Genomic DNA, 19,631 nt, shown 5'->3' with positions numbered 1-19,631 from the left:
GCCGAGAACTCCCCCCAGCCGACGAGGCAACGCGAGCGCGCGATGAAAGGCTTCCGATCGGTGGGCGGAGCCCAGCGGTTCCTGGCCGCGTTCCGCGGCATCTCATCCCATTTCCGACCCCGCCGTCACCTCCTCGCCGCCCCGAACTACCGCGCCGAGATGATCCTCCGCTTCGTGATCTGGGACCAGATCACCGGCGTCGCCGGCCTGCCCGCCATAGCCTGAGCCGCTGTCACCACCGAAGCCGAAACGCGCCGAACCGGCTCACACCCTCGAGCACTCGCTCAACCTGACAACACCTGATGAACGAGCGCCGCGGCGACGACCTCGACGGCTGACTCACCAGCGCGGAAAGCACGGGGCTCAAGCCGTTGTGCAGCCTGGCCCGCGGCCTGCGGCAGGACTTCGACGCGGTCACCGCTGGACTCACCTTGGAGTGGAGCTCGGGCAAGGCCGAGGGCAACGTGAACAGAGTGAAGCGGATCAAGAGGGACGGGTACGGCCAGGCCGGCTTCGACCTTCCCCGCCGCCAAATCCTCCTCGTGGACTGAGCCTCGTCACGCTCTGCGAGCGGGCCACAAGAAGTGGCTCAGAGCCGAACAAGATAGCCGTTGACACCGAAGGAGCCGAGAGCGCGCGTCGCTACACCAGGAAGTACCGCTCACCAGCGGCAGACGCTCCACCACACCACCACCGGCGCACACCACCTCCGAGCCGAACACAGCCGCCGTCACGCCGCTCTGCGTCGGCGTCTGACAGCCCTGACCCTCGGCTTTGTCATCATGGCCCTCGTCATCATCCGGTCGACGTTGGTGCCGGGTCTCTCGCTGTTCACTCAGAACAGCGCCAGGCCCTCACCGCTGGTGTCCGCGATGACCGGCCGGAACCGGGCGGGGAGGCCGTCCAGGCGGTCGGGTCCGGCCGCGGCGGCCACGGCAGGGGCGGTCTCGGCCAGCCAGGTGCGAAACCGCTCGGCGGCTTCGCGGTAGGGAACTCGCGCCAGGACACGGTGCTCGCCGGAGGGGCACAGGTCGACGGAGACAGTGAGCAAGCAGGAACCGGGCCCATGGTGGCTGCCGGTCCAGGACACGCGCAGCGCACCGCAGGGTTTGCGCCCGCGGGAGCCGTGGGGGTCGCGGTGGGTCGGGCGCAGTGATCGGCAGGCTATGTGGGCGGTCCATGCGGCGAGGTGGGGCAGTGGCAGGGTGGTGCGGGTGCGGCAGCCGGGGCAGCGGTGCCAGTGGCGGAGCCAGTCGGCGGTGTGGGTGTGGAAGAGGCGTGTGTAGTGGTTGGCCACGCGGATGTCGTTGCTGTAGAGGTGGTCGGGTCGTTCTTGTGTGTTGCAGGAGCGGCAGACGGGGGCGCGGACGTAGCCGTGTTCGTGGCAGTGGTCGAGTACGGCGGCGGGTGCGGTGCGGCAGATGGCGCACGTCCACCCGGCCACCTTGCGGGAGGTGCTGGGTTTCCTGCTGAGTACCGAGTACAAGTGGCCTTTCAGTTCCTCGTTGTACGGGCGCAGTGGGGTGATCGGGCAGTCGGGGCTCGTCGTCTGCGGGCCGTCGGCGGCTCTGGCCTGCCCGTGGTGGGAGGGCGACTCGGTGACGGTTGCGCTTGCCTGACAGGTCCGCGCGGCTTTCAGCCACCGCGTTTCGGTGTGCTCGGCCGCATCCAGCAGCCTGACCACGGCGCGCGGCAGCCACCAGGTCCGCGCCGTCCGGCCGCGGGTTGTCTCCACGAGTATCCGCCGCCAGTCGATCCCCGCCAGATGGTACGGCCGGCCGCCATCACATCGTGCTGCCCGCTCGGGCTCGTCCAGTTCCTGCAGTTCCCGGGCGATGCGCCGGCGCCATCGCAGCAGCGTGTTCTCGTTGTGCTCCTGCTTCGACCCGCCACGGAACGGACCGATGCGGACCAGGTCCTGGCGGTCCACCTCCACCGCGTTCAGTTCCGCTGCCGCCCGGCGCACCTCGGTCTCCGGAACACTCCACTGGCCGCCGCCTGCCTTCACCGTCGCCACCACACGGCCGCCGAGCAGGACGTAGCCCGCCGGGGCATCGGCAGGAGAGCAGGTGAACGCGGCAGAAGCCGTCGGCACAGCGCTGTGGGCCGTCAAGCCGGCCCACAGCGCGTCCGCGGCGCCCAGAGTGATCAGGCCGCCCGTACGGCCCGGGATGACACGCTCTGACATACCGACAGGCTAACGGCCGGTCTCCGCAGCGCCGCCCGCATCGCCTCCGCATCTGTGGCCTCGACGACCGCGCGCCCATAGACCCACTCTGGCATGGGCAGCCGGGGCCAGGTTCGAGGCCGCCACCCACCGCCAGGCCGCAGCCGACGCCTTCAGCCGGCCCGCTGCCTGGTACCCGTCGTACGCCTCACGCATCACGACCACTCCGGTCTCAAGCTCTTTCCCACCTCAGCCTGTGCGTCGCGGCGGCACGAAACGGCGCGTACCGGCGGTCACGGCAGTGCCGTCTTCGCGGGCAGGGCGTCCGTGCGGGTCGGATCCGGGCGGACCGTGGAGCGGGAGACGGTGAGGTGGTTTCGCGTCCGGTGTCCCTTCCGGCGGGCCTGTGCCGGGAGGTGCGGCAGGCCGTGTGCGGCTGTTCGTAAGGGTGGTGTTTGCCCAGGACAGCGGCGATAGCACCGTTTGGGTGAGTAGCATCCGGCAGTGACAACCCCCGTATGAAGGAGCGTGCCGCGTGGCCACCGAGCCGGAAGAGCCCACCACCCAGAGCCTGCAGAGCCAGTACGCGGCCCAGTTCACCGACCACCTCGCGGACAACCGGGAGGAACAGGCCCGTCTGCGTAAGCGTCTTGAGCAGCTCGAGGCGGACGAAGCCTGGCTGATCAAGGCACTGGAGACGGTGTCCGCCCCGGCCGACGCCGGCGCTCAGGCGTCCGAGGTCGAGTCGGCACCGCCGCAGGACAACACGTCCGGGCCCACCGAGCCGGCCGAAGCGGCCGAGTCAGCCGAGCCGTCCGAAGCGACCGATGTTGAGGCTTCCGCGGCCGTGCCGAAGCAGCGGCAGGACCAGCCGGCCAAGACGGCCGCGAAGAAGACCACGGCCAAGAAGACGGCCGCGAAGGAGACCACGGCGAAAAAGCCGGGGGCGAAGAAGGCAGCGGCGAAGCAGGCTCCTGCCGCGAAGAAGACGGCGAAGCAGGCACCGGCGGCGAAGAAGACAACGGCGGCCAAGGCCGGTGAACCGGCCCTGGGTGAGCTGCTGCTGACCGTGCTCGGCAAGCACGCCGGGCAGCCGCGCACCGCGGGCGAGGTCGCCGGTGGCCTGGAGCGGGAGTACCCCGAGCGGGCCCGGGACATCAACACCGTGCGCAACACCCTGGAACGGCTGGTCGCCAAGAGCCGCGTCGAGCGGACCAAGCAGAAGCACACCGTGCTGTACACCGCCGTGACCGAGTCCGTGCCCGCCGCGGACGACGCAGCCGCAGAAGCGTTCCCGGCCGCCGAGACGGCCAGCGCCGCGGAGACCGCGAAGGTGCCGGCGCAGGCCTAGTTGGGGCCGTGCCGCCCGTCTTCGCGCGTTGCACCGTGCCGGGCGCCGGCACCCGGCACGCTGCGACCGGCAAAGAAGTCGGATAACCGTGCGCCGACGGGGTAGAACGGACGCCGGGTGCCTTCCGGCTACGGACGGCCCTGCCCACAGACCAGCCGGGACCTCTCGGCGATATCGAAGGACGAGCAGCATGGCCAGCGGCACCGTGAAGTGGTTCAACGCCGAAAAGGGTGTTGTCAGGTTGAGCGAGTGCTCGAGGGTGTGAGCCGGTTCGGCGCGTTTCGGCTTCGGTGGTGACAGCGGCTCAGGCTATGGCGGGCAGGCCGGCGACGCCGGTGATCTGGTCCCAGATCACGAAGCGGAGGATCATCTCGGCGCGGTAGTTCGGGGCGGCGAGGAGGTGACGGCGGGGTCGGAAATGGGATGAGATGCCGCGGAACGCGGCCAGGAACCGCTGGGCTCCGCCCACCGATCGGAAGCCTTTCATCGCGCGCTCGCGTTGCCTCGTCGGCTGGGGGGAGTTCTCGGCCCGGTTGTTCAGGCCCTTGTGTGAGCGGTGTTCGACCGTCGGCATCACCGTGCGGTGGGCGGCGCCGTAGGAGCGGAGCCTGTCGGTGACGATCACCCGGGGCACCGACCGGGTCTTCTTCATCAGCTTCCGGAAGAAACGCCTGGCCGCGGCCTCGTCCCGCCGGTTCTGCAGCAGGATGTCCAGGACGGTGCCGTCCTGGTCCACGGCCCGCCACAGGTGCCGCTGCACGCCGTTGATCTTGACGAACACCTCGTCCAGGTGCCACTTGTCACCAGGCCCCGGACGGCGCCGACGTAGCGCAGCGGCATAAGCCGGACCGAACCGGCGCGTCCACTGGTGGACTGTCTCGTGGCTGACCTCGATGCCGCGCTCGAGCATCAGCTCCTCGATGTCGCGCAGGCTCAGGTTGAAGCGGTGGTACAGCCACACGCAGTGGGAGATGACCTCCGGAGGGAAGCGGAAACCCCGGTACGACGGCGTCACCACGGACAGTCCCTCCAGCGATTCGGCAAGACGGATGATCATGCCGCCCGAGAAGGCCACCACTCAACCTGACAACGCCGGTAGGGCAACTCACCACACTGCGCTTGAGCCTCTCACTCACTCGAAGCCATAGAACACAGCGCCGTCAGCACCGCCAACTCGGCTATACTGAGCAGAAATCGGCCTGCTGATCTTCAAAACTGCAGCTGAACGAGGGTGCTCCCCACACGCGTGGGGGTCTTTCCAAACCGGACCCGTGCGCATACGAGGCCGCCCTGTGCTCCCCACGCGCGTGGGGGTCTTTCCGGCACCAGGGCCGGGTCGGTGCGCACGTTGCCGTGCTCCTCACACGCGTGGGGGTCTGTCGGAGTAGTGGAACCCGGCGACCACCCGAGGCGACACTCGGGCCACCGGCCTGTCCACCCTCAGCCCAGCACACGAAACGGTCCGCCGACTCCGTCGGCGGACCGTCACGAAACATCGAGGTTAAGAGCTCGCGCAGATAGGCGCGCGGTCATGGCCGGTGGGCGGGTCGGTTGTCCCAGCGGTGGGTGCTCCAGGCGCGGCAGATGAGGCTACGCACGGTGATGACGGTGTCGGCGAGGTCGAAGAAGGCGTTGCTGACGTTGATGCGGCGTTCGTAGCAGCGCGCGAGCCGGTGGAAGGCGTTCTGCCGCGCCTAACTGCGCGAGCTCTAACGGGGTGGGGAAAAATATCCGTCCAACCGCAACACCAGCTCGTCGATCTCCGCTCCCCGCGCGTTCGCGAAGCCCCGGTCCTCACCGACGACCTTGAAGCCGCACTTCTCCAGGACCCGCACCGATCCGGTGTTGTCCGCCGCCGCCCGGGCGAGCAGCGGGCGTTCGGGGACCTCGGCGAGCAGCCCCCGCAGCGCCGCGGTCGCGATGCCTCGCCCCCAGTAGTAGCGATCGATGAAATACGTGACCTCCCGCTCGCCCGGCTCGCCGTACACGGCCGCGTGCCCGACCACATCGCCGTCCGCGAGTACGGTGCGGGTGACGACGTCGGGCGAGGCGAGGATGCGCTTCCAATGCGCGTCGAAGTGGGCCCGGTCCGTCGGGTCCTCGGCGGTGAAGGCGGCCATCCGATTCGACTCGGGGTCGCTCATGTGCCGGAAGAACACAGGCAGATCGCTGGGGTGCACGGGACGCAGGGAGACATCCATGGAAGCCATGGGCCCGACCCTAACGACCTTGGGTGAAGGACGGGAGTGAGTCGGCCGTGACACGGGAAGGGCTTTACGGGTTGGGCGAGTTGTGAAGCTGACCTGGTCCCGTACGGCCTGTACCCATCCTGCCCTGTCCGGGGTCTCCCGCGCACATTTCGGGGAGTTACTCGAAGAACTCGCCCCGCCCTGGGCGGCGGCCCGCGCGTCGGCCCTGCACGTGATGAGGGGCGGGCCCCGCAAGCGGGCCGAGGGTGCCGGACGCAAGCCGCGCCTGGTGTTCACCGACCGGCTCGCGGCCACCCTGGTCCACCTGCGGCTCGGGCTGCCACATGCCGCCCTGGCCGAGTTGTACGGGGTGGACCGCTCCACCGTCTCCGCCGCGATCCGCGAGGTCAGACCCTTGCTCGCCGCGCGGGGCTTCGCCATCCCCAACCGCCCTGGTCTGTGCATCCGCACCCTGGACGACCTGTTCGCCTACGCAGATGCCGAAGGCGTCGACATCCGGCTCGACGGCACGGAAGTCCAGGTCCGACGCCCGCGCGCGGGCCGCCCCGGGCGCAAAGCCTTCGTCTCGGGCAAGAAGAAGCAGAACACGATCAAGACCACCACACTCAGCGACCACCAGGGCCGCACCCTGTTCTCCGGCGTCGTCCGCCCGGGCCGCATGCACGACCAGACCGCTGTGCGTACCGAGGGCATCGCCGAACAGTTCCGTCTCCACCCCGATGTGCACGCCGAGGTCGACTCTGGCTCCCAGGGTCTGGCCAAGGAGTTCCCGTCCCAGGTCAGCGCCCCGCCGAAGAAGCCGGCCCAGGACGCTCCCGACGGCGACAAGCGCGCCTGGCGCGAGGCGCGCAGGCGGCAGTCATCGGCCCGCATCGTGGTCGAACACACCAACGCCGAGTACAAGCAGTGGCATCCGCTTCAGCGCTACACCGGACGCCGCGAGGACTACGAGCAGACCCACCTCGCCATCGTTGGCCTGGTCTCCGACCGCGCGGCCCGACGCACGACCCGTCGCCTCACGAGCACCGAACTCGTGCCCGTTCGCGCGACGGCCTGCTGAATCACCCACCAGCCGAACCGCCAGACCAACACGACCCGACCTCAATCTTCCCCAAGGTCGTAAGGGTTCGGGGCCGGGATAACTGATCGTGCGCCGCCCTGCGCGCAGGACTGCTCGACTCCGGGCTGCAGGTGCACTCGTCGTTGACTCAGCGCCCCACCTTGAGCCGCCATCCCAGCGCTCCCTACCGCAGAGGCGAAGGAAAATCCCCAGTTCAGAAGCACATCACTATGGCCGTCTCATTTCAATGCGCTGGAGATTCTCACTCAATGTCATCCAGAGTTCTCAGGAGATGTCACCTCTTTGCAGCTATGACCAGCAGAAATGCATGACATCGGAACGAGAAGTTTCGATGACACCGCACTGAGACGTCGCAACCAGCACCGTGGCGATGTCGTCATTGGTGGACGGCGTGAGGAACTGCGTGAACATCACTGCGATGATGTAGTACGCCTTGGGATTCAGCAGCAGGACGATCGCGCCGGCCCAGAACCCGATCCGCTGCTTTCTGGCCGGTGCGGCATCCGCCGCGTCTTCTCCCTCCGCCCGAGCGGCACGAATGAACGTCACCGCCAGCCACAGCACGTAGAGGCTCCCGGCCGCGCCGAGCAGCTTCGCGAGCAAGGGATGCTCAAGGATGGTGACACCCATCCCGATCCCGATCGCCGCGGTCACAACGAGGGTCGTGACGTGGTATCCGGCGAGTGCAGGCGTAGCGGCACGCAGCCCCTTCGATGCACCGATCGCCGCGAAGAACGCGTTTCCGGGGCCCGGGCTGTACGCGAGCGGGAACAAGAAGATCAGGAGCGCGATCAGCATGTCCGCGCTCATGACCGGTGCCAGATGGGTCGAGATGTTCACGTACCGAGTTTTCGGAACAACCCTCGCTCGTGCTGGCGGATAACAGACATCACGATGTGACCGGACGTCCACCGCTTACCGCTCACAACATGTCGGGGAAGAACAACTAGACCATCAGGCATGCCCCAGGTCACTCAAACTTCGCTGACATCGCTCAACCTTCGCTGCGGGAGGTCATGTGCCACTGATTCCTTGAGCGTGTGCCAGCGAACCTTGATGGATGCGAGTCCGTGTCAGCGAAGACCGAGCACCACTCGCCCGGCGGCGGACCGGCGTCCGCTGCGCATGTCCGCCGCAGCGGCGGGTACGCCCTCTCCCGTACGGGGGAGCCACGGAAGCGGCCGAGGAACGAGGGGTGCCGGAAGTGATTCGAAAGCTGCAGGCGGTCGCGCTGGACTGCGCCGATCCGGTACGGCTCGCGGAGTTCTACGCGGAGCTGCTCGGCGGCCGGGTGGTCGCGGACCCGGAGAATCCCGACTGGGTCGAGGTGCACGGGTTCGAGGGGACGCCGCTGGCCTGCCAGCGGGTGGACGGCTACCGGCCGCCCGAATGGCCCGGCCAGCAGCACCCGCAGCAGCTCCACCTGGACTTCGACGTGGACGACCTCGACGGGGAGGAGCAGCGGGCGCTCACCCTCGGCGCGACCGTGCTGGAGCGGACGGACCAGCTCCGCCCGGAGGCCAACTGGCGGGTCTATGCGGACCCGGCCGGCCATCCGTTCTGCCTCTGCCTCCACTGAGTCCACCGGGCCCACCACAGCCACTGAGGTGACATCAGGATCAGCCGCCGAGCGGGGTCTTCGGCCCCGCGTTCGGTCAGCCAGGCGCAGCCCAGATGAGGACTTTCCACACGCACAGGATCGTAGAGGCCCGCCGAACCGCAGCGAGCATGAACCGAACGGTTCAGCTCCTTGCTTCTGCTGCCACCGCTTGCTCAGAGCTCGATCGCTACGAAAGCTAGTTGTGGACGGGCCGGTTACGCGCCAGGCGCTGGACTTCGGCCATGACCTCGGCATCGAGCTGGGCCAACGTCCTACCCCCGTACTCGACGATGTCGTACTCGTCATCAAGCTCGGCAAGACGTTCGGCCGAGGGCAGTTGTTGACTTGCTCCTCGGGGTCGCGCGGTGCCGGACCGGAGTTCGGTCCGACCCGCGCTCGACAGGCTGTCACCGCCAGGTCCTTCACCGCGACCGTTTGGTTCTCACGGAGCAGCCGGGTGGAGAGCTGGATGGGGGTCCTCCCTGCTCAAGCGAAGCCGAGAGCTTGGGGGAGGGTCAGGCCGAGGTCGATACCCACGGCGCTGTCGAGGTCCGGCTCGCCGAGCCGGGCCCGGTCCTCTTCCGGGTCGGTGTCGATGAGGAAGGAGGGGAAGTACCGGCCGGCCGGGTCCTTGATCACGGTGACACTGGACGGCCTGCACGGCAGGGTGCGGGACCATCTGGCCCGGACCTCTCCGATCTTCGGCAGGCTCAGCAGGCCCGCCTGAACGGTTGACTTGCGCTGAAGTGCGCTCCAGGTCGTAGCGTCGCAGGCACCACGGCGCACGAAGCCCATGTCGCCCGGTGCCTCTCACGGGATGCCGGGTGGTGGAATCCGTCGCTAAATGGATGAGGGGCTTCGTGCCGTCCGACCGATGAACGAGTGTGCAGGGAAAGGCTGGGACACGGCATGCAGAAGCGCAGTCTGCGGGACCTTCAGGTATCGGCCATCGGCCTGGGGTGCATGGGCATGTCCGCCTTCTACGGATCCACCGATCAGGAGGAGGCGATCGCGACCATCCGGCGCGCCCTCGATCTCGGGGTGAACTTTCTCGACACCGCGCAGATGTACGGGCCGCTCACCAATGAGTCACTCGTCGGCGAGGCGATCGGGGGGCATCGCGACGAGTACGTGATCGCGACGAAGTTCAACTACCGGATGGACAACGCCGTACCCGGAGACATGAGCACGGTCGGCCCTCAGGACGGCTCGGCCGAGCACGTCCGGAGCTCGGTCCACGGCTCCCTGCAGCGTCTGGGGACCGACCACATCGACCTGTACTACCAGCACCGGGTCGACCCGAACGTACCCATCGAGGAGACGGTCGGTGCGCTGGGCGAGCTGGTCGCCGAGGGCAAGGTGCGGTACATCGGCCTGAGCGAGGCGAGCGCGGAGACCATCCGGCGCGCTCACGCCGTGCACCCGATCACCGCGGTGCAGAGCGAGTACTCGTTGTGGTCACGGGACGTGGAGGCCGAGGTACTGCCCGCCTGCCGGGAGCTGGGCATCGGCTTCGTGCCGTACTCGCCGCTCGGCCGCGGTTTCCTCGCCGGGCGGTTCACCTCGCCGGACGAGCTGGACGCGAACGACTGGCGCCGCGAGAACCCGCGCTTCAAGGACACCAACCTGGAGGCGAACCTGCGGCTGGCGGCAAAGGTGAAGGAGATCGCCGCCGAGAAGGACGTGACACCGGCCCAGCTGGCCATCGCCTGGGTGCTGGCCCAGGGCGAACACCTGGTGCCGATCCCGGGCACCAAGCGCCGCACCTACCTGGAACAGAACGCCGCCGCGGTCGGCATCGCGCTGACCGAGGACGACCTGACCCGCATCCACTCGGAGCTGCCCGAGGTGGCGGGTGAACGATATGACGAGGCAGGGATGCGAACCGTCAATCGCTAGCCGGGGCGCGGCAGCAGCTGCCAGGCCCTGACGTCGGCGTCTGCGGGGCATCAGGCGCTGGGGCTCTTCCAGCGGGCGACCGCCGATCAGCTGTGGCGGATGCCGCGCCACGGCGACCAGCACGAGCGGTACCCCGCGGCACGTTCAACGTCCTCAAGAACTGCGGCCTGGTCCGCGTCGAGACGAAGCCGGCCGACTCCCGCACCCCGTGGGTACGCACCGCTCGCGGCCGCCAGGAGGCCCGGCTGCTGCTGCCGAGGGAGGTGCAGCTGTCCGCGCTGCGCAAGCCGGAGCCATCGGTGTGTCGCGGATTTGGCGATCCCGTCGAGGGTGGCTCGTCCGCGGGCGACTTTGTCGAGGATCTCGTCGGCGGGTTTGGTCCAGACGAAGGGTTCGGGGTTGTCGTTCCCGTGGGAGGCCCAGCAGGCGATCCGGGTTTCGAGTTCGCGACGGAGGTGAAGCTGGTGTTGGTCAAGGCTTTGCGGCTGAGCACGGAGGACCAGCGTTCGAGGAGGTTGAGCCATGACGAGCTGGTCGGGGTGGAGTGCAGGTGCCAGCGGCGTTTCTTGTGGGCCGACAGGTTGTCCAAGATGACGTGCAGCCCCAGGTCGGGGGCGACGTGCATGTCGACCCGGCGGGAGAACCCCGGCACGTCACGACCGGTGTGGGAGCGGCGGGTGTCATGCAACACCTCCCCGGAGCCCACGTTCAGCGCGGCGAACAGGTCCAGGGTGCCGTTTCTCTTGTAGTGGTGGGTCATCGTCCCGCCCCGGCACCATCGGCAGGGACGGCTGAATGCGGTCCAGAGCCTGGACCTGGGTTTTCTCGTCGAAACAGAACACCGCTGCGGCCGTCGGCGGGTTCACGTACAGGCCGACCACGTCACGCAGCCCGGAACAACAGCGGGAACCGGCCACGACGATCGTCACCCGTTTGGCCCCGTTCGCGCGCGGGCGACCTCCTGGCACCTTCCGTGCGTTGCCCGGCCGACCTCCGGCTCCACCGGGGCCGACAGCACCGCGCCATACACCTGTGCGCCATACTGTCTCAAAAGGCGCGAAATGCCCGGCGAGCTCACGGAGGCGGACCCATGCACGACAACGCCGAGCACGACGAGGGCCCCGTCGAGGAGCGCGACCTGGACGACGACGAACCCGATGCCGAGGACGTCAACAGGTCCGCCGAGCCGGAGCCGGAGCCGTACGAGGACGAGGACGAGGAGCCGGGGCCCTGCAACGAGGACGAGGCGGCCACAGTCCACGAAGACACCGACGCTCTTGGCGATGAGTCGGCCGACAGGCACGCGGCGGCCGACGCGGTTCCTGACGTCTTCCTCGACGTTCCTGCACTGAAGGTCGACCAGATCGACTTGGACGTGGAGGATCTGCGGGCGCATGTCTCACTGCAGGCCGAGGTGCTGGACCTGTTGAAGTTGAACGTGGGCGCCGACGTCGCGCTCGGCCGGGTGCACCTGGGCATCTCGGGTGTGGAGGCGCAAGCCCAACTCAAGGTGCGTCTCGACAACGTCGTGACGATTGTCAACCGGGTGCTGACCACGCTCGATCGCAACCCGGAGATCGTCCAGGAGTTGGCACGCGGGGTCGGTTCCGCCGTACAGGACGTCGGTGGCGGCGCCCGCCAAGCCGTTGGTGAGCTGGGCACGGGTGCGGGAAGGGCCGTCGAGGACGTCGGCCAGGGCGCCGGATCCGCCGTACAGGACGTGGGACGCGGCGCCGGCAGTGCGGTCGACGACGTGGGGCACGGCGCCGGGAGGGCCGTGCAGGACATCGGTGGCGGCGCCGGGCGAGCGGTGGAGGACGTCGGTTCCGGGGCGCGCCAGGCCGTCGGCGATGTCGGCGACACCACCGGGGGCGTGGCCGAGGCCGCGGGCGGCACCGCGCAGAAGGCCGTCGAGGACGTCACCGAGGCGGCAGGCGACACCGCACGCCGGACGAGGCCGGCCGAATCGAGCACGTCACACAGGCCCGCCGACAAAGACCGGGACCGAATCGCCCGGAGCAAGAGCGGAACCCGCCCGCGCCGGGCCCGCGGCGAGGACGGGAAGGAACCACCTCGGCCCACCCGCCGCACCGCCCAGAAGCGGGACGAGCCACCCTGAACGACTGATACCCCCAAGCCACAAGACGCCGGTCGGCCCACCACCGTCGGAGGCCAGGACTCGGAACCGGACATCTCCTTCCAGGCGACGGTCCGATCCGAACGCCTCTGCTTCACGGAAGAACCACGGACAGCCGTCAGCTTCCCCGGCGCGGGCGAACGTGAATCAACGTCCCACAGCGACCGGATCAACCTTCCCGACAGGGTTGTCCCCGGCCGGCAGTACGACAACGTCACCGTCACCTACCGCCTCGCAACCCGATTCGTCTGCCAACCGGACCGCGGGCAGAACGGCCTGGACCACAAGAACACCCGTTGAAGGGACCGTGCCGAATAGGCAGCAGCCGAGACGCGACCACGAGAAAGCGAGAAGTGCGCATCAAGACCTTCAGGCGCTCGGCATTCACTGCCCTCGTCAGCTCGCGGGCGGGCTCCGCGTCCCTTGCCGTTGCCGCGTCCATCCGTGTTGACGGCTGCCCACCGCTCGAGGAGTTCGAGCGGGTGACAGTGCGTATCACTCGTTCTGATGCACCCCGCAACGCGCTGAGGCCTTCGCCGCAGCGGCACAGGAGCTCGGGGTGAAGGTCCTGGTGGAGGCACCCGACGACGAGACCGCGACCGCAACGCTCCTGCAGGTCGGCAGGGTGGGCAACGTCCGTAGCACGCCCCTGCGAGCCTTCGGCCGGGAAGAAATGGACCGCATCATCGCCAAAGCCACCGGTTGAGGGACTGAAGCGATCCCTCAGGCACTGACACTTCCGTTTTATGCCGCGAAGCCCAGTCGTTGGTGACAGCGGACCCACGCCTGGTGCGGCGTGAGATGGCCGGCGGTCGAGCGGAGCCGCTTCCGGTGGCAATGTCCGCGACCCACCGAAGTGCATCCTGTGGGGGCCTGCGTCCTGACTGCCCGGACTGCCGTGCCGATCTCGGATTTCAGTACGGCCGAGGAGGATCGTGCCCCTTCTCGTGGTGTAGCCGATCATCCGGCGGTCGTGTTGGTGGTGTTGGGTAGCGCGGGGGCGCTTTCGGGGCGCTCGGCGGGGTAGAGCTGGTCCATGCTTCCCTCGGGCAGGTAGCGGCGGGGGAAGGCGATCCATTCGTCGTGCAGTTCGAAGAGCACGGCGGTGACCAGCCGCAGGAGCGCGGCGTCGTTGGGGAAGACCTGGACGACGTCGGTGCGGCGCTTGACCTCGCGGTTGATCCGCTCCAGCGGGTTGGTGGACTGGATCTTCTTCCAATGTCGCTCGGGGAACGCCGCGAAGGCGGTCAGGTCGTCCTTCGCTTCCAGCAGCATTGCCTTGACCTTGGGGAACTGCTTGCCGAGCATGTCGGCGACGGTGTCGAGCTGGGTGCGGACCGCGTCGGCGGTGGGCTGGGCGAAGATGGTGCGGATCGTCGCGGCGACCATTTCCGCGGCGTCCTTGGGGATCACGCCGAAGACATTGCGCAGGAAATGAACTCGGCAGCGCTGGTAGGCAGCCCCGATCATGACCTTGCGGATCGCCTTGACCAGCCCCGAGTGGTGGTCGCCGATGACAAGCCGGACCCCGTTCAGGCCGCGTTCGCGCAGGTGACGGAGGAACTGGGTCCAGAACACTTCGGTCTCGCTGTCGCCGACCATCACTCCCAGCACCTCCCGACCGCCGTCCTCGGTGATGCCGGTGGCGATCACCACGGCCCGCGAGACGATCTGATGCGCGACCCGCGCCTTGCAGTAGGTCGCATCGAGATAGACGTAGGGGAAGCGGATGTGGTCCAGGGGCCGGGTACGGAACGCGGTCAGCTGCGTGTCCAGGCCCGCGCAGATCCGCGAGACCTCGCTCTTGGAGATCCCGTTGTCCGCGCCCAGTGCCTTGACCAGGTCGTCGACCGAGCGGGTGGACACGCCGTGGACGTAGGCCTCCATGATGACGGCGAACAGGGCCTGGTCGATGCGGCGGCGCCGCTCCAGCAGGCTCGGGAAGAAGCTGCCCGAGCGCAGCTTGGGGATCGCAAGGTCCAGGTCGCCGGCCTGCGTGGTCAGCGTCTTGTCGCGGTGCCCGTTGCGCAACGCGGTACGTGTCTCGGTGTGTTCGTTCCACTCCGCGCCGATCCTCGCCGTCGCTTCGGCCTCGATCAGCTCCTGCAGCATCCGCTCGGCCACGGAACGGACGAGTTCGAGCCCGTCTGCCGAACGCAGTGACTCCAGCAGCCGGAGTAAGTCATGCTGGGACAGGGCCACCCTGCACCTCCTGGTTGAACTGGCCGTTTACCAGGGAGAGTTGCATGGTGGCCCACCTGTCGGGCAGGGAGCGAAATCCAGGTGACCGCACGCCCCGGCGTACGCCCCAACGTTGATCGCCTACACCACGTCGCGGGACGCCATCCGGTTTACTGGTTCACAACAGGGACATATTCACGATCCGGGGCGCTTCACCGTGCTGTGCGGCCTCGGCCGTCCAGGCGACAGTGGAACACTCGCGGATGGATCAGCAGACCCTGATGGGCGTCCGGGCCCAGGGCCGGATCCCGCCGCACACCTGGAGCAACGTGCTGGTGGAGGGCGCCCGCCGTATCGCCTCGGTGCTGCACGCCGGCTGTCCCCAGGCGGCGCAGGCCCAGTACGGGCAGATGCAGCCCCAGCAGTTCGCCGGTCAGACCCAGTCGCAGGCCATGTTCCCGCAACAGGGGGCCGGCCAGTTCCCCGGCACGCCCCAGGGATTCCAGCAGCAGCCGCAGTGCGGCTTCGGCGTTGACGGCCGCAGGCTGACCGCATCCCGGGCGAGAGGAGTCGGCGGCCGAGGCGGAAGCCCCTGCGACCGGCGGGACCACGGAATCCGAAGCGACCCCGGCGGAAGACGGACAACCCACAGCCGCATCGGAGACGGAGGAGGCGGAGGCACCGGCGGCCACGTTCTCGTCTCTCGTCGTCTGGCCGCTGCGTCCGCGCACAGGAGTGGAGGCGCTGATGGTTGCAGGCGTGTCGTTGTCCGCGAGGGCTCGAAGCGCGCCACCTGGCAGCGGCCTCGGGGAGTCGCTGCCGACCGCGGCACCTTCTTCACCTTCCGGGCTCTGCCCACTGCGTGATCGTCACGGCGCAGAACCCTGCTCGAAGGCGACCTGCGGGCAATGGCGACTCGATCTTGACGTAGCGCAGTGCAGCCGAACGCATACCGTGCGTTGCGAGTACTGTTCAGGGGCGCTACCGAAAGTGCTCCAGCGCGCCCGGAACCCATTGGAGGAGAGCAGCATGGCGACTGGCAAGGTGAAGTGGTTCAACCCGGACAAGGGCTTCGGTTTCATCCAGCAGGACGGCGGCGGTCCGGACGTGTTCGTCCACTTCTCCGCCATCCAGACCACCGGATTCAAGGAACTGCACGAAGACGACCGCGTCTCCTACGACGTCACCCAGGGTCCGAAGGGCCCTCAGGCGGAGAACGTCGTCGTCGAGCCTTAGCCGAGTTCCTCGGCGTCCGCCAGGGGCGCGGTGGTGCACCAGCCCGCCCCCTCGGACGCAGGCCACTGAGGGAGAAGGGATTGGGCAGGCGCGGGTCCAGGTCGGTGCGGGAGAGATTTACCAGCCGTGTACCGGGGACCTTCTTGTCGAACACCGGGGCGGTTACGTGGGCCGACTCACCGAGGCCGACGGTGAGTCGGGCGGCTGCGGCGAGGAAGGCGGTGTTGATGTCGATGCCGACCGCGTAGGGCAGCAGGCACTCCTCATCGCCGGACAACCGCACATCGCGCACCCACTGGTAAGCCTCTTCGTCCAGGAAGCCGCGCTCCCACCCCTGCGCAACCAAATGCTCCTGAGGGACCTCCGGCGGCGCCGGGTCCACCGGCCGGGCAAGTACGCCCGGGTTCGGGCCGAAGACCCACTCGCCGCTCGCCTCACCCTTGACCGGCCGGGTCGGCGGCCGCAACGCCGTCCTCTGCAGCCTCGACTGCCCGATCCCGGGCTCCCCTCGACACCCAGTGGACCAACTGCGGGATCGTCGCGGCCGGGCATTGCGGCAGCCCTCCGCCCACATCAAGGACGAGGACTGAGCCCGTCGGCTTCCGGAGACCACGCCACCTCCGGCGGGAGACATCTCCGACGACAAACCCGTACCTGGGTACAGGATGCAAGGCACACGGGCGACTCATCACAAATTGAGATGTAACGCCTGCTACATTTCCTGATGTGTCGAATGCAGAATCGGGCGGACAGTGGCTCGTTCTCGTCATCAAGATCCCCGCCGAGCCCTCCCGTCACCGGGTCGCCGTATGGCGTGAGCTGCGCCGCATCGGTGCGCTCTCGCTGGGGCAGGGCGTCTGGGCCGTCCCCGACGTCCCCGTCTTCGCCGGCGGCATCGCCCGTGCCCTCACACTCACCGAGAACGCCGGCGGACAGGCCGTCACGCTCAGCGCCTACGGCCGGGCACCCGAAGATGCCGCCCGCTTTCAGGCACTTTTCACCGCCGCCCGCTCCGCCGACTGGACCGAGTTCCTCGCCGACTGCGGCAAGTTCGAAGAGGAGATCGCCAAGGAGATCCGCAACGTCGAGTTCACCCTTGCCGAACTCGAAGAGGAAGAGCAGTCGCTGGAGCGGCTGCGCCGCTGGCACCGGGACCTGACCGCCCGCGACGTCTTCGGCGCCCCCGAGGCCACCGAGGCCACGACGCGCCTCAAGATCTGCGCCGCCGTCTGCGAGGAGTACGCCGAGCGCGTCTTCGCCCACCTGCACGAGACCCCGGAGGACCAGCGATGACCACCCCGACCGCCCCGCCCAGGCGGCGCCCGTGCGCCGGATGTGGCCCCTGTACGCGGCCGGGTTCACCACCGCCTTCGGCGCCCACGGCATCGCCGCCAACCTCGGTGGCTTCTCCGACGACGCCGTCACCTCCCTCCTCGTTCTCGGCGGGCTCCTCGCCCTCTACGACGGTGCCGAGGTGATCCTTAAGCCTGTCTTCGGCGCCCTCGCCGACCGCATCGGCGCCAAGCCCGTCCTCGTCGGCGGCCTCATCGCCTTCGCCGCCGCCTCTGCCCTCTACGCCATAGCCGACAGCCCCGGCTGGCTCTGGGCCGCCCGCCTCGGTCAGGGCGCCGCCGCCTCCGCCTTCTCCCCGTCCGCATCCGCGCTCGTCGCCCGCCTCAACCCGGCCGCCAAGCGCGGGCGAGCCTTCGGCAGCTACGGCTTCTACAAGTCCATCGGCTACACCCTCGGCCCCCTCCTCGGCGGACTCCTGGTCTGGGCCGGCGGGCTGCGCCTGCTCTTCACCGTTCTTGCCCTGCTCAGCGCCGGGGTCGCGGTGTGGACCGCGCTCGCCGTACCCGCCGTGCCTCCGCTGCCCAGGCAGCGCCAGACCGTCCTCGACCTCGCCCGCCGCCTGGCCGACCCCGCCTTCCTCGGCCCCACCGCCGCACTCGCCGCCGCGGTCGCCGCACTCTCCGTCGGTGTCGGCTTCCTGCCCGTCTCCGGCGCCGCCGCCGGACTTGGCACCATCGCCACCGGCGCCGCCGTATCCGTCCTCGCCGCCACCGCCGCCTTCGTCCAGCCCTACGCCGGACGCGCCCTCGACAACGGGCGGCTGACCCCCCGTAGCGGCCTCACCGTCGGCCTGGCCCTCACCGCTGCCGGCCTCGCCGGCGCCATGCTGCCCGGCCTCGTCGGCGTGCTCCTCGCCGCCGCCCTTATCGGCGCCGGCACCGGCCTGATCACCCCCCTCGGCTTCGCCACCCTCGCCACCAGCACCTCCGAGGAACGCATGGGCCAGACCATGGGCGCCGCCGAACTCGGCCGTGAACTCGGCGACGCCGGAGGCCCGCTCCTCGTCGCCGCAGTGGCCACCGCCGCGACCCTCGCCTACGGCTACGCCGCCCTCGCCGTCCTCACCGCGGTCGGCGCCGCCCTCGCGCTCGCACGACGTGCAGCCGCCCGGCCCACCGAGCGCGTCACCGGGAGTGCATGACGCCACCGAGGAATCCGGCTCCGGCGGCACCTGCCGCCGGAGCCTCGGCGATCTCACCCTCAACAGCGAAGTCACCACGCCGGTTCACGAAGAGGCTCCGCCAGCAGACCGCCCGTCCGCCCCTTCGACAAACCTCGATCATCCCAAATGATCAAGCCCCTATCAGATAGAAGTGGTGCAGGGAATGCAGCAGGGGCTGCTCGATTGCGGTGAACTTGCTGATGAACACCGGATCGTCAGGCATCAGGATCTGCATCGCGGTTCTTTCTGCTCATCGGCGGTACGGGCGGTCAGGCGCCGGGCCCGGCCTTGGCCCTGGGCGCGATGATCACGTTTGTCCGGAAGATCTCCATGCACCATGGCTGTCTCAGCAGGCGCCTGCGCGACGCTCGTGCAGACCTACGGTGCGTGGCGCGGCCCTGGGGTTCCTCCTGGTCGTCATCGTTGACTGGTCTCGTGTCGAGTTGCGGGACCATACGCGCAACCAGGTAATCGCCGGCACGATCGTAACCGCGCAGTTTTCCAATTGGCATGCCACCCCGCCTGCTTTCCACAGGTCGGGAACGGGGACAGTTCATTCGGCGTCCTTGGACGGAATGGGGTGAGGTGCGCTGCAGAGTGGTCGATGGAGAAATCCAGGCGCCGGACGGTGAGAGTCCGGGCGGAGCAGACGAACAGCTCCTTGCGGAAGGTCGTTCAGGCAGTGCCACTGCCAGCCACCCACGGTTCACCTGGCAAGTCGGCGACTCCCTCCCACGCGGTGACGATGGCGCCCGCGGTGACGCGGACTACGTCTTCTACGTGGTCGACCAGCGTCCCGAGAGGGTGATGTCTGCGCAGTGGGCGCGGAGCCCCGACTCCTCGACGGGTTCGCGGACGACAGCCCCTTTGAGCGATTCACCCGGTTCGGCGGTGCTGTCCGGTAGTTTCCGGGTACCGCGGCGGTGCCCTCCGAGGAGGAGACCCTGCTTGCCCATGAGGATGGCGCCGACGCCGACGGCCGCGTGAGGGGCAGGGGGCCGGTGCGTGCGTGGGGCAGTTCCAGATGGGGCCTGCCAGTGGTGTACCCGTCGTCGGGCCTGGACGAGCTGGACCATGGCGGGGTTGCCGGGGTCCGGCACGCGCAGCAGGCCCACCGACTCGACGGTGAAGCCGTGCCTCGGTGAGCAGGTCCTCCCACAGTTGTGGGGTGAGGACCCGGGCAGATCGGACCCAGTACCGCGTTGACTGTCTGCGCGACCGCCGGGGCCACGTCCGTGGAACTGGAAGGGGGTC

At 68.7% G+C, this 19,631-nt stretch carries 17 protein-coding genes and 4 pseudogenes; 11 read left to right on the top strand and 10 right to left on the bottom strand.

What is annotated here, in order from left to right; genetic code table 11:
* Together DIZ27_RS38385 and DIZ27_RS38380 are read left to right on the top strand one after the other, a co-directional pair.
* A pseudogene (locus DIZ27_RS38385) lies at window positions 1-225 on the top strand (IS6 family transposase); the annotation flags it as partial.
* Window positions 226-356: 131 nt separating this feature from the next.
* Window positions 357-551 (top strand): annotated as a pseudogene (locus DIZ27_RS38380) (transposase); the annotation flags it as partial.
* Between the two features lie 284 nt (window positions 552-835).
* Here the strand turns inward: DIZ27_RS38380 and DIZ27_RS38375 are convergent.
* Complete coding sequence (locus DIZ27_RS38375) at window positions 836-2,188, bottom strand: endonuclease domain-containing protein (protein ID WP_109382992.1); 1,353 nt, start codon at window positions 2,186-2,188, stop codon at window positions 836-838.
* Window positions 2,189-2,702: 514 nt separating this feature from the next.
* Between DIZ27_RS38375 and DIZ27_RS38370 the strand changes: the two genes are divergently transcribed.
* The gene (locus DIZ27_RS38370) at window positions 2,703-3,518 is read left to right on the top strand and encodes a BlaI/MecI/CopY family transcriptional regulator (protein WP_109382991.1); all 816 of its coding nucleotides are present in this window, start codon (window positions 2,703-2,705) and stop codon (window positions 3,516-3,518) included.
* 304 nt (window positions 3,519-3,822) lie between these two features.
* On the opposite strand, the gene DIZ27_RS38365 is transcribed toward DIZ27_RS38370, so the two are convergent.
* The 3 genes and pseudogenes from DIZ27_RS38365 to DIZ27_RS38355 form a co-directional block, all read right to left on the bottom strand.
* Window positions 3,823-4,575, bottom strand: a complete 753-nt coding sequence (locus DIZ27_RS38365; protein ID WP_109382999.1) for an IS6 family transposase — start codon at window positions 4,573-4,575, stop codon at window positions 3,823-3,825.
* A 472-nt stretch (window positions 4,576-5,047) separates the two neighbouring features.
* Window positions 5,048-5,212, bottom strand: a pseudogene (locus DIZ27_RS38360) (IS5/IS1182 family transposase); the annotation flags it as partial.
* A gap of 15 nt (window positions 5,213-5,227) precedes the next feature.
* The gene (locus DIZ27_RS38355) at window positions 5,228-5,719 is read right to left on the bottom strand and encodes a GNAT family N-acetyltransferase (protein WP_109382998.1); all 492 of its coding nucleotides are present in this window, start codon (window positions 5,717-5,719) and stop codon (window positions 5,228-5,230) included.
* 91 nt (window positions 5,720-5,810) lie between these two features.
* Between DIZ27_RS38355 and DIZ27_RS38350 the strand changes: the two genes are divergently transcribed.
* The gene (locus DIZ27_RS38350; RefSeq protein WP_258308751.1) at window positions 5,811-6,788 is read left to right on the top strand and encodes a transposase; all 978 of its coding nucleotides are present in this window, start codon (window positions 5,811-5,813) and stop codon (window positions 6,786-6,788) included.
* A 309-nt stretch (window positions 6,789-7,097) separates the two neighbouring features.
* Here DIZ27_RS38350 and DIZ27_RS38345 read toward each other — a convergent pair whose 3' ends face one another.
* Entirely contained in the window at window positions 7,098-7,649 is a 552-nt protein-coding gene (locus DIZ27_RS38345) for a LysE family translocator (protein WP_258308750.1), read from the bottom strand.
* 364 nt (window positions 7,650-8,013) lie between these two features.
* Between DIZ27_RS38345 and DIZ27_RS38340 the strand changes: the two genes are divergently transcribed.
* Window positions 8,014-8,388 carry a VOC family protein gene (locus DIZ27_RS38340; protein WP_109382996.1) on the top strand — a complete coding sequence of 125 codons (375 nt, stop codon included), beginning with the start codon at window positions 8,014-8,016 and terminating at the stop codon, window positions 8,386-8,388.
* Between the two features lie 507 nt (window positions 8,389-8,895).
* On the opposite strand, the gene DIZ27_RS46215 is transcribed toward DIZ27_RS38340, so the two are convergent.
* Window positions 8,896-9,048, bottom strand: a complete 153-nt coding sequence (locus DIZ27_RS46215; protein WP_181383903.1) for a hypothetical protein — start codon at window positions 9,046-9,048, stop codon at window positions 8,896-8,898.
* A gap of 270 nt (window positions 9,049-9,318) precedes the next feature.
* Between DIZ27_RS46215 and DIZ27_RS38330 the strand changes: the two genes are divergently transcribed.
* Complete coding sequence (locus tag DIZ27_RS38330) at window positions 9,319-10,308, top strand: aldo/keto reductase (RefSeq protein WP_109382988.1); 990 nt, start codon at window positions 9,319-9,321, stop codon at window positions 10,306-10,308.
* On the opposite strand, the gene DIZ27_RS49010 is transcribed toward DIZ27_RS38330, so the two are convergent.
* Window positions 10,298-11,068, bottom strand: a complete 771-nt coding sequence (locus DIZ27_RS49010) for a transposase (RefSeq protein WP_109382987.1) — start codon at window positions 11,066-11,068, stop codon at window positions 10,298-10,300. The two genes, DIZ27_RS38330 and DIZ27_RS49010, sit on opposite strands and share 11 nt — an antisense overlap.
* A 330-nt stretch (window positions 11,069-11,398) precedes the next feature.
* Here DIZ27_RS49010 and DIZ27_RS38320 point away from each other — a divergent pair, with 330 nt between their 5' ends.
* A complete protein-coding gene (locus DIZ27_RS38320; RefSeq protein WP_109382986.1) occupies window positions 11,399-12,427 on the top strand; it encodes a hypothetical protein in 1,029 nt (342 codons plus the stop codon).
* 529 nt (window positions 12,428-12,956) lie between these two features.
* Window positions 12,957-13,151: pseudogene (locus DIZ27_RS47925) on the top strand (GYD domain-containing protein); the annotation flags it as partial.
* Window positions 13,152-13,405: 254 nt separating this feature from the next.
* Here DIZ27_RS47925 and DIZ27_RS38305 read toward each other — a convergent pair.
* Together DIZ27_RS38305 and DIZ27_RS45335 are read right to left on the bottom strand one after the other, a co-directional pair.
* Window positions 13,406-14,647, bottom strand: a complete 1,242-nt coding sequence (locus DIZ27_RS38305) for an IS256 family transposase (protein ID WP_109378404.1) — start codon at window positions 14,645-14,647, stop codon at window positions 13,406-13,408.
* A gap of 191 nt (window positions 14,648-14,838) precedes the next feature.
* Entirely contained in the window at window positions 14,839-15,237 is a 399-nt protein-coding gene (locus DIZ27_RS45335; RefSeq protein WP_146229066.1) for a hypothetical protein, read from the bottom strand.
* Between the two features lie 418 nt (window positions 15,238-15,655).
* On the opposite strand from DIZ27_RS45335, the gene DIZ27_RS38295 reads away from it, so the two are divergent.
* From DIZ27_RS38295 to DIZ27_RS38280, 3 genes are all read left to right on the top strand, one after another.
* Window positions 15,656-15,862, top strand: coding sequence for a cold-shock protein (locus tag DIZ27_RS38295; protein WP_055594430.1), 207 nt, complete (start codon window positions 15,656-15,658; stop codon window positions 15,860-15,862).
* Window positions 15,863-16,588: 726 nt separating this feature from the next.
* Window positions 16,589-17,155 (top strand): Chromate resistance protein ChrB, encoded by a 567-nt coding sequence (locus tag DIZ27_RS38285; RefSeq protein WP_109382983.1) that lies wholly within the window; start codon window positions 16,589-16,591, stop codon window positions 17,153-17,155.
* Window positions 17,156-17,195: 40 nt separating this feature from the next.
* The gene (locus DIZ27_RS38280) at window positions 17,196-18,356 is read left to right on the top strand and encodes an MFS transporter (RefSeq protein WP_109382994.1); all 1,161 of its coding nucleotides are present in this window, start codon (window positions 17,196-17,198) and stop codon (window positions 18,354-18,356) included.
* A gap of 797 nt (window positions 18,357-19,153) precedes the next feature.
* Here DIZ27_RS38280 and DIZ27_RS49005 read toward each other — a convergent pair.
* A complete protein-coding gene (locus tag DIZ27_RS49005; RefSeq protein ID WP_375232055.1) occupies window positions 19,154-19,333 on the bottom strand; it encodes an NUDIX domain-containing protein in 180 nt (59 codons plus the stop codon).
* Between the last annotated feature and the right edge of the window lie 298 nt (window positions 19,334-19,631).

Origin of the sequence: Streptomyces sp. NWU339 (assembly GCF_003143855.1) — a bacterium.
Classification (GTDB): Bacteria; Actinomycetota; Actinomycetes; order Streptomycetales; family Streptomycetaceae; genus Streptomyces.
Note: the sequence above shows the minus strand (reverse complement) of the source record. Positions and strands in the feature narration are given on the sequence as shown.